The organism is Mycobacterium sp. TH-M82, assembly GCF_057473605.1.
Genome location: NZ_JBYCKY010000350.1, coordinates 1 through 8,350 on the forward strand (window position 1 = coordinate 1; position 8,350 = coordinate 8,350).

The following is an 8,350-nucleotide window of genomic DNA, read 5'->3' on the forward strand; positions in this document are numbered from 1 at the left end:
CAATGGTTCACGGTCAAGCCCGGCGTGTCGATGTCCTTGGCCAGCCGACTGACAGGTGATCCTGAGTCAAGGGGGTAGATTCCCGACTTGTAACAAAAGTCAGCCGAGTCGAACCGCCAACCGGTGCGGCGCAATGTGCCGGTCCGTCCCTGCGCGATCCGTACCCAGGTCTGGCGGGCCCGCTCGATCCCGTCGTCGGCACCGGCTGGCGCGGCGGGCCCGCAGAGGGCGGCGTCGAGTTCCCTGCGCGAATGCGGGGTCAGTGCACATGCGCGGGTGAGCTCGGCCGGATGGTCACGCAGTACCCGCCAGAAGTGCATGAGGTCGCCGTCGTTGTCGTTGACGGTCTCCAATCGACTGGGAGACTTGGCCAGCAGGACCGCCAGTCCGCCGGCGAACGGCTCCACGTAGTGCGTGTGCGGTGGCAACATCGACACGATCGCGCTGGCGAGCCGTTGCTTGCCCCCGTAGTACGCGAACGGAGGCCGGACGAGAGACGATGTACTCACTCGGCGTAGACGACTTGAAAGGGCAGTGCAGAGGCGCATAGCCACGGACCGTCGTGGCGGATCATCCCCCATCCGCCCAACGCGAGGAGTCCGCTAATCAACGCCATCACGACGACGCTTCGGGCAATCTCGGCATCGGGATCGGCGGCGACGCGCTGCCGAGGCTGAGCCGTAACCACGCTTTTCAGCGCCAGTCGCCAACTTCGTAGACGGGCGCCGGCGACCGTTAGCCGCACGGCCAGATACAAGGCGTCTAAGGCTATCGCGACGGCAACTGCAATTGTTCCGGCACCGAACCAAGACAACATTGCAGTGGATAGCTCCCTCGGGGACATTCGGTTCTCTTTCTTTCGCACTTATTTCGGCAGTCCGCCCGTTGTCGACGTCTTTGCTGGGCCTGGCGGCGGTCAGCTCGTCGGTGGCGGCAGGTCCGGCATATCCTCGTCCGTGCGCCAGGTCCACACCGGGAGGCCGGCTATCGACACATCGGCGGTGCTGTCAGCAGCATGGCGGTCGATGAACGCCGCTGTCGCCGGAGTGGTGTCGGTGAAGATCAAGGAGGCGAGCGGTGTCGCGCTGCCGTTGTACGACAACACTTTCCGGAATGAGCGGCCCTCGTCGAGGGCGGTGTTGAGCAGGGTCAGGTCGGCGTCACCGGTGAAGGGAAGCCAGTTGCGATCGGTTGTTATCAGCGACAGTTGTTCGACGTGGGCGTAGCCGGCCCGCGAGACCGAGAAGGTGCAGATCGCCAGCAGCCGTACCTCGCCGGCTTCGGCCATGCGCCACACTTCGAGTTCGGCCGCGAAACGCTTGGTGAGCTTGCGGTGCAGGTCTTCATCGAGGAACCACGGGTGCCCCGGCTGGTGTCGGACCTGCATCTTGAAGCCATGGCCGGCCGGCTCGATTGCCTTGATCTCGCCAACCCCGATCAGGAATTTCGTGGGCCTTCCCGGCTGCCGTCGTGCTGGCGCCCACGCCTTGATCCGGCGTTGCTCGATTTCGGTCTTGCGGTCGGCGGAGAACGGCTCGGGCACAAACACCGACGCCGCGAGGGGATTCTTTCGGACGAACTTGCCGTCCACCGCTGCCCGCAGACGCTGATACACCACCGCCCAGGGCCGGTGCCCTGCGAACGCCGGATACCACGTCGTCAGCTCTGCCTCATCCCACAGATAGTGCAGCACTGCGCGCAGAGACAGCTTGTTGCCGTGAGTCTGAACCGTGTTCGACGGGCAGTCAGAGGGCTCAGGCGCGGAACGATTTCCGGCCTTCGACAGCGAGAAGGCGAGGCGCAGCGCCGTCGTGCCGTCAGCAGGGTTGTCGACGATGGACTGATCAGCAACGGCTCCGTACCCGGAAAGCTCGCCGGGAGGAAGCCAGGAGCGGCACCGGTGGTCATGCTCAGCAGCGGTTCCTGGCATCCGCTTGACGATGAGGTCGTGGCCGGCCGAAGCGATGTACATCTCCACCCCCGCAGACCGACACAGGCACAGCGGGCGCACCCGCGCCGCTTTCGCCATACCAAGCACCTGCTGGGCGTCCGGGTCGTGCACATCGTCAACCACACAACCGTCGACATCAAACGCAGTCGATAGCGTCATGGCCGGTACTCCGGGGGCCCGTTGTGATACATCACTGCATAGCCGATCTCAGGAGGCAACGCGCCTGGTGAACGCCGGGAGGCGCGGCGGCAGAACGGGCTCGGTGCGCTGTTCGGCCATCCAGGTTCGCAGGATTTCCCGCAGGCTCGCACAGACGTCGGCGTTGGCGGGATCCGCCAGGTAGGAGGGGTCGAGGATGTCGCCGAACCAGGCCAGTCGGCCAGCGAGTTCGGCGAGGGCGGCCGGTGTGCCGCGGACGGGCAGGCGGCAGCCGCTGGGCATGTACACCAGGGTGTAATCATCCTGGGCGAACCGAGATTCGGCCGAGCGGACCGTGCCACTGGGTGCGATGGCCAGTCCCGGGCACGCGGTCGGCCAGGACACGCCCGCCGGCGGCGGGCCGCTCAGTCGGTCGTCGCTGTTGCTGTACCGCCTGCGGGACGTGGTGGGGTGATTATGCGCGAATTGCTCGGCCATACCTGGAAGCTACGGCCGAGGTCGCGTCACGGTCCACCAGTAGCGGCCAGATTGTGGAAGAAGTGGTTACGCATCCTCGAGAAGGCTTGCGACCTTGACGCCGTAGTGGTCCGCGATGTCGAAGAGCCGTTCCAACGAAATGTTGCGTTCGCCGGCCTCGATGCCACGGAAGTAGGTCCGGTTTAGGTTCATGGCTTCTGCTGCGGCGGCTTTGCTTTCGCCGGCGGCTTCGCGCAGGGTGCGGATGGCGGCCCCGAGCGCCGCCATCCGTGGGGCGTCGGTCGGTGCGGGTTCGCGGGTACGCATACGGCCACTATAGTGCGCGCCTGCCGTGTAGGCCAGTAATCCGCCCAGCACGTCGTATGACTTTGCTGCACTGGCGGGTGCGCAGGGTCATCAACTGGCTGTATGGAAGTTATTCACAACATATTTCCGGTATCCACAATGGTGCCAGGTCTTGCTGAAAATGGTTGCTGCTCAGCCCATCGCCCCGCTATAGTGGTTACTATAGTAACCATCAACGAGAGGACGGGCCATGCGCGCCACCACCACAACAACAACCACTGAGGCCGAGTTCAGCCTGGAGCACCTCAATCCGGCAGACCTCGTCGTGGGCGACAACGTCCGCAACGGTGCCCGCCTGGACAAGGCATTCCTGGCCTCGATCAAGGAGCACGGCGTGTTGACTCCGATCACGGCCGTGCGGCTGCCGGACGGAGCGATCTCGGTGCGCGATGGCCAGCGCCGCACCGAAGCCGCCCGCCAGGTGGGTCTGACGGCGATCCCGGCCTACATTCACGACGTGGCCGGTGACGAGAAGGCGCTGCGGACCCGGCGGGTGGTGGAGCAGATCATCTTGAATGATCGGCGTGCGGGGCTGACCGATGGTGAGCGTGCCCGTGGCATCAATCAGCTTCTGCTCGACGGTGTTTCGCCCACCAAGGTCGCCAAGCACCTGTCCACGCCCCGTGCCACGGTGGACGCGGCCCAGGCTGCAGCGAAGTCCACGCTCGCCCTGTCCGCGCTGGACGCGGGCCAGCTGAGCCTGGCCGAGGCTGTGGTGTTCGCGGAGTTCGACGACGACCCGGACGCGCAAGCCCAACTGCTCGACATGGCCGGAAGCGGCAACTTCGAGCACCGGGCCGAGCGACTGCGCCGCGACCGGACCGAGCGCGAGGAACGCGCTCAGGCTGGACAGGCGTGGGAGTCCAAGGGCTACCGGGTGCTCGCAGATCGCCCGGCCTGGGGCGACGAGACCCTGCTGGACCCGTACTACCTGCGCACCGACGACGGCGAGAAGGTCACCGACGAGTTCGTGGAACAGGCCGACCCGAAGCACTGGGCGGTGTACCTGACCCGCGAGGAGATCTACGTCGACCGCGAGACCGGCGTGGAGGTCGACGAGAGCAAAATCGACTGGCAGACCGCCGATGACCCTACGCAAGCCGCCGCCGAGGGCTACCGGCACTTCTCCACCGTGGAGGAGGGTGAGAAGTGGGGACCGGAGTATTTCTGCGCCGATGTGGCCGGGGCCGGCCTTCGCTCAACGAAGTCGGTCTCCGGTCGGGGCTACAGCGCCGAGGATGACGACGAGCAGGACCGTGAGGCGCGGGCCGAGCAGGAGCGCGAGGAGCGTCGCCGGGTGCTGGCGCTGAACAAGCTGGGCGCGGCTGCGGTGACGGTCCGGCAGGCCTGGGTTCGCGAGCTGTTGGCCCGCAAGAGCGCACCGAAGGGCACGGCGGTGTTCGTGGCGCAGTCGATCACCAAGCACTTCGGGCTCATCGACGACTACCGGGGCAAGATGACCGCCGCCGAGCTGCTCGGTTGCTCACAGGCCCAGACCCCGGCGAACCTGACCGACGCGCTGTCCACTACGGATTCCGGGGACGGTCGGGCCCTGGTGATCGTGCTGGGGCTGGTCCTGGGCGCCATGGAGGTCCGCACCACCAAGGACTGCTGGCGGACCCCATCGGAGGTCTCACGGGCCTACCTGCGGTTCCTGTCCGAGAACGGCTACACCCTGGCCGAGGTGGAGCAGGTCGTGGTCGGGCACAGCACCGCCGATGCGCTCTACGACAAACCCACCCAGGACTAGCAGCGGCGCGCCCCGCCGAGCGAGCCCGGCCACCGAACCCCCGGTGGCCGGGCTTTCTTGCATGCACCGGCGCCGGCCTTTTACCGCCCCCAGCGCTGGACGTTGAACCGGCACCACCGGGCCGTGTCATTCGTTTGCCAAAGACGCCAGGACAGGGAAGGTAGTCGGCATCAATACTGCTGCACAGCAAGGTAATACGCCGACAGAAGTGTGCAAAAACGATTCCGAAAAGGGTTGCCACGGGTTGATCCACCCGCTAGACTGGTTACTATAGTAACCAGTCGAACAGGAGAAATCATGGTCAAGTAAGCCGCATCACTTGAGGGATCACCCGTCGCCGTCGTGACCCACACCATCGCCCGCATCCGCGGCACGCAGACCGGTGACATCACCGTCTACCACGCACAGACCCCCACCGCCCGCATGGCACTCACGTGGGGCGGCCTGCTCATGACCTTCTGGTCGGCCCAGGCCGCTCAAGGCGTCCTCGAAGGCTTCGCGGCCGCACGCCCCCTGCTGGCCCCGCTGCCCCGCGAACTTCCCCCAGTGCGACCCGCCCGAGAGCCGTTCGCCCAGCAGACCCTCGCCCTGGACTGGACGCGCCGCGCCACCTACGCTGTCGTCGCCCGCGAAGAACTCGCCGCCGACAAGAGTCGCGTCATCCGATGGATCGACATCCACATGGGACCGGTCACCTGGCAGATTCTCGACCTCGCCGGATACCGCAGCGCCATGGAGATCCTGCGCCGCGCCCACGCCACCGCCATCGGAGTCTTCACCGATGGACCCGACTTCGACGCCGACCCCACCCGCGACGACTACACCCCATGAGCTTCCCCCGGCGGGGGGCGAGTCCCACCCCCCGCCGGGACGTTCCCCCCAAGCACCCCTCAACCAAGGAAGGCAACCACCATGATCACCGTCTACACCAAGCCCGCGTGCGTGCAGTGCACCGCCACCTTCAGGGCACTCGACAACCAGGGCATCACCTACGAGAAGGTCGACATCACCACTGACGCCGCCGCCCGCGACTACGTCATGGCACTGGGCTACCTCCAGGCCCCCGTCGTCACCGCAGGCGACGACCACTGGTCCGGCTTCCGGCCCGACCGCATCAAGTCCCTGTCCAACGCGGCCTGACAAGGAGACCCAGCCATGAGCTACTCAGCCACCATCCTCGACCCGCACGACCCCGACGCCATGCCCATGTGGGAGTCGTCCGATCACCCGGACCAGACCGCCGCGCTCCAGGCCGCGCAAACCTACGTCCACGCCACCCAGCCCGCTGACCGCATCGTCAACGAAGGACACGGCGTCTACGCAATCCTGGCCGGCGCGACACCCGCTCAACGAGTGGCCACCCTCGTCATCGACGAAGACGACGACCATGGCGCCCTGGAGTAATCCACAGGCAACCCCTCCATCGGCCGCACTTATCCACATCGGCAAGTGCGGCCAGCGCCGTTTCATCATCCCGTGCTGCACACTCAGCGGCGGGACACACACCCACCCCGAAAGGCTCCCACGATGATCACTTGGTCACTCACAACCCTGTCGGCCGGCGGACCCACCACGATTGCCGGCCAGGCCCGCGATGAGCACGCAGCTCGACGCAACGTCGCCGCCGCCGCCCACGCCACCGCAGGCCGCGCGGACGCGCACTCGCGGCCCCGATACCTGCTCCACGTCGGCGGCGAACTGATCGCCCTGATCGACACCGGTAACGACATTGCCGGCCAGCCCGACCACGCCGAAGCCAAACGCCTTATCGAACTCATCCCCACCAGCACGGCGCACACCAGCCCGAGCGCCGCAGTAGCCCACCGGTAACGGGCACTCCGCCAGGCACCCTGCCGCTGCGACCGCCTGCACGGGATCGGCGCGGCGGCGCAGTAGATCAGAACAGCTTCAAGCCGGAACCCGATCGCGCCTCGTACACCGCCTCGGCGTCCCATTCGCCATGCCGTACCGCGTCACGAAGCGCGACCGATCGCGCACGCCGCGAATCATGTCCGCGCCCGGCACCGCGGATGACCGTGCGGCCGCCGCCGCGCCCAGTTCTGGCCATGCGCCGCATATTGTCATGCTGGTCCCCCGCTACGACATGTTGGACACCGCACCCAACCGGATTGACCTTTACGCAGACCGGGTTGTCGCATTCGTGCAGGGCGAAGACATCCGCGCCGATCCGCCCGCCAGATTCCAGCGCAAGCGCGTAGCGGTTCGAACGCACGCACAGGCCGACACCGCCGCGGGTGATGTAGAACCGGCCATAGCCGTCGCCGCCGATGCTCCCGATCCAGATATTGCAATCCCGATCGCCCGGCCCCGCAACGACCTTCCTGCGGAACCGCGCGACCTCCGCAGCGTGAACTCGCGGGTCAACCCACAGTGCGCAGGTGCGTGCCCTGATCGGCTCGTGAACGACGCCCATGGCTGCGCACGTTAACGCGACCCGCCGACACGTTCGGTGTGCTGCGCCTTGGGCAACGTCCCGCCTGGCTCGGCGGCACCGCTACCGGGTGCTACAGCGTGCCCGTCTCCCTCGCCCGTGGGCGCATCCGAAGGATCACCGACGCCCGGTTCGGCGCCCGAACCTAGTGCACCTGAAGTGCTCTTGCCATTCCGGGTTGCTGCAGCCGATTTCGCCTGCAGCAGCCGCAGGTAAGTCCGGACGGTTTTCTCGGAGCACTGCCCGAGCTGGGCGATGCTTGCGATGGATTCTCCACGGTCACGAACCCGACCTAGTGCACGCGCACCTTCCATCCGCTGTTCGAGGCGTCGCTGGTTCGCCTCGGCCCGCACCTGCTCATGGCGTTCAGCCTCCCAGGTGTCGACCGCTGCCAGCTTTTGTGCGGCGACGAGAAACGCGACCATGTCCTCGCGGTTGTCGGATTCGCGCTGAAGCCGTTCGCGATTGACCTGGGCCTGCGCTTCGCGGACCTTGCGCCGCACGTCGTGTTTGGACTCAATCTTGGCCATAGGCCCCAAGGTAAGGCCGGAACTTTTCCCGCCGCTAACGGTAGCCGCCAGTTCGTCACCGCACAGGCAGCGCCCGCATCTGGCCGGCGGTCCGCAGTGCCGTCCGCCTCCTGGCCGGCTAAGGCCGCGCCAGCACGACGCCGCGCCGCAGCCATGCCAGCCCCGGGCGACCTTTGTCGGGCCGGACAGTGCGCGCCGCCGGCCAGATGCGGATCAGCTTCACCGTCACGCCCCGCGCGCCGATGCCAGCGGCACCCCAACCGAGCTCGCCTGGCAATCGCGCGCACGCGGGGGCATTCAGTGCAACCACCTGACGCTCACGCCGACCCGGCACCACCACCGGCCCATCACATTGCGACCCTGCCATCCACCACACAGGCACCCGCTGGAATATCCCGAACCACGCCATCCGCCCGGTACGACCAGACGAGCTGCACCACCGGAAGGACAATCCGAACCGCAACCGGCAGCATTCACCAGTTCACACCACCTTCACCGGCCATCCACTCCCACACCTACCTCGTTGCCCTCCCCTGACACCACCCGTCCCGCCCACACATCACCGCCTCCCCCATTCGTTAGTCCGCCGCTGTAGGAACTCGCCGAACATGTCGGATTTGACGCTCGGCGACCTGGGTTTTCACAGCAGGGTGTCGGACGCTGGTTCTCCCGAAGGTGTCGGAATC

General features: G+C 66.5%; 12 protein-coding genes. 5 read left to right on the forward strand and 7 right to left on the reverse strand.

Going from position 1 to position 8,350, the window contains the following annotated elements; genetic code table 11:
* The 5 genes from AC2VON_RS10810 to AC2VON_RS10830 all read right to left on the reverse strand — a co-directional run.
* Positions 1 to 509: DNA adenine methylase (locus AC2VON_RS10810; protein WP_486952950.1), on the reverse strand; the 509-nt coding region annotated here is incomplete at its 3' end.
* A complete protein-coding gene (locus tag AC2VON_RS10815) occupies positions 506 to 757 on the reverse strand; it encodes a hypothetical protein (RefSeq protein ID WP_486952951.1) in 252 nt (83 codons plus the stop codon). The genes AC2VON_RS10810 and AC2VON_RS10815, both read right to left, overlap by 4 nt.
* A 159-nt stretch (positions 758 to 916) precedes the next feature.
* Entirely contained in the window at positions 917 to 2,110 is a 1,194-nt protein-coding gene (locus AC2VON_RS10820; RefSeq protein WP_486952952.1) for a DUF1173 family protein, read from the reverse strand.
* Positions 2,111 to 2,158: 48 nt separating this feature from the next.
* Complete coding sequence (locus tag AC2VON_RS10825; RefSeq protein WP_486952953.1) at positions 2,159 to 2,587, reverse strand: hypothetical protein; 429 nt, start codon at positions 2,585 to 2,587, stop codon at positions 2,159 to 2,161.
* A 66-nt stretch (positions 2,588 to 2,653) separates the two neighbouring features.
* Complete coding sequence (locus tag AC2VON_RS10830) at positions 2,654 to 2,893, reverse strand: helix-turn-helix domain-containing protein (RefSeq protein WP_486952954.1); 240 nt, start codon at positions 2,891 to 2,893, stop codon at positions 2,654 to 2,656.
* A gap of 229 nt (positions 2,894 to 3,122) precedes the next feature.
* Here AC2VON_RS10830 and AC2VON_RS10835 point away from each other — a divergent pair, with 229 nt between their 5' ends.
* The 5 genes from AC2VON_RS10835 to AC2VON_RS10855 all read left to right on the forward strand — a co-directional run bounded on the left by AC2VON_RS10835 (position 3,123) and on the right by AC2VON_RS10855 (position 6,512).
* Positions 3,123 to 4,682 carry a ParB/RepB/Spo0J family partition protein gene (locus AC2VON_RS10835; protein ID WP_486952955.1) on the forward strand — a complete coding sequence of 520 codons (1,560 nt, stop codon included), beginning with the start codon at positions 3,123 to 3,125 and terminating at the stop codon, positions 4,680 to 4,682.
* A 342-nt stretch (positions 4,683 to 5,024) separates the two neighbouring features.
* A complete protein-coding gene (locus AC2VON_RS10840; protein WP_486952956.1) occupies positions 5,025 to 5,513 on the forward strand; it encodes a hypothetical protein in 489 nt (162 codons plus the stop codon).
* An 81-nt stretch (positions 5,514 to 5,594) separates the two neighbouring features.
* On the forward strand, positions 5,595 to 5,822 hold the full coding sequence (gene nrdH, locus AC2VON_RS10845; protein ID WP_486952957.1) for a glutaredoxin-like protein NrdH: 228 nt from the start codon (positions 5,595 to 5,597) through the stop codon (positions 5,820 to 5,822).
* 15 nt (positions 5,823 to 5,837) lie between these two features.
* Positions 5,838 to 6,086: a hypothetical protein gene (locus AC2VON_RS10850; RefSeq protein WP_486952958.1), complete on the forward strand. Its 249-nt coding sequence runs from the start codon at positions 5,838 to 5,840 to the stop codon at positions 6,084 to 6,086.
* Positions 6,087 to 6,209: 123 nt separating this feature from the next.
* Positions 6,210 to 6,512, forward strand: a complete 303-nt coding sequence (locus tag AC2VON_RS10855) for a hypothetical protein (RefSeq protein ID WP_486952959.1) — start codon at positions 6,210 to 6,212, stop codon at positions 6,510 to 6,512.
* A gap of 67 nt (positions 6,513 to 6,579) precedes the next feature.
* On the opposite strand, the gene AC2VON_RS10860 is transcribed toward AC2VON_RS10855, so the two are convergent.
* Together AC2VON_RS10860 and AC2VON_RS10865 are read right to left on the reverse strand one after the other, a co-directional pair.
* Positions 6,580 to 7,116: a hypothetical protein gene (locus AC2VON_RS10860; protein ID WP_486952960.1), complete on the reverse strand. Its 537-nt coding sequence runs from the start codon at positions 7,114 to 7,116 to the stop codon at positions 6,580 to 6,582.
* Between the two features lie 11 nt (positions 7,117 to 7,127).
* On the reverse strand, positions 7,128 to 7,664 hold the full coding sequence (locus AC2VON_RS10865; RefSeq protein ID WP_486952961.1) for a hypothetical protein: 537 nt from the start codon (positions 7,662 to 7,664) through the stop codon (positions 7,128 to 7,130).
* Positions 7,665 to 8,350: the final 686 nt, after the last annotated feature.

Coding starts and splice junctions, on each gene's coding strand:
- AC2VON_RS10820 (WP_486952952.1), bottom strand. CDS start 2,110: ATGACGCTATCGACTGCGTTTGATGTCGACGGTTGTGTGGTTGACGAT.
- AC2VON_RS10825 (WP_486952953.1), bottom strand. CDS start 2,587: ATGGCCGAGCAATTCGCGCATAATCACCCCACCACGTCCCGCAGGCGG.
- AC2VON_RS10830 (WP_486952954.1), bottom strand. CDS start 2,893: ATGCGTACCCGCGAACCCGCACCGACCGACGCCCCACGGATGGCGGCG.
- AC2VON_RS10835 (WP_486952955.1), top strand. CDS start 3,123: ATGCGCGCCACCACCACAACAACAACCACTGAGGCCGAGTTCAGCCTG.
- nrdH (WP_486952957.1), top strand. CDS start 5,595: ATGATCACCGTCTACACCAAGCCCGCGTGCGTGCAGTGCACCGCCACC.
- AC2VON_RS10850 (WP_486952958.1), top strand. CDS start 5,838: ATGAGCTACTCAGCCACCATCCTCGACCCGCACGACCCCGACGCCATG.
- AC2VON_RS10855 (WP_486952959.1), top strand. CDS start 6,210: ATGATCACTTGGTCACTCACAACCCTGTCGGCCGGCGGACCCACCACG.
- AC2VON_RS10860 (WP_486952960.1), bottom strand. CDS start 7,116: ATGGGCGTCGTTCACGAGCCGATCAGGGCACGCACCTGCGCACTGTGG.
- AC2VON_RS10865 (WP_486952961.1), bottom strand. CDS start 7,664: ATGGCCAAGATTGAGTCCAAACACGACGTGCGGCGCAAGGTCCGCGAA.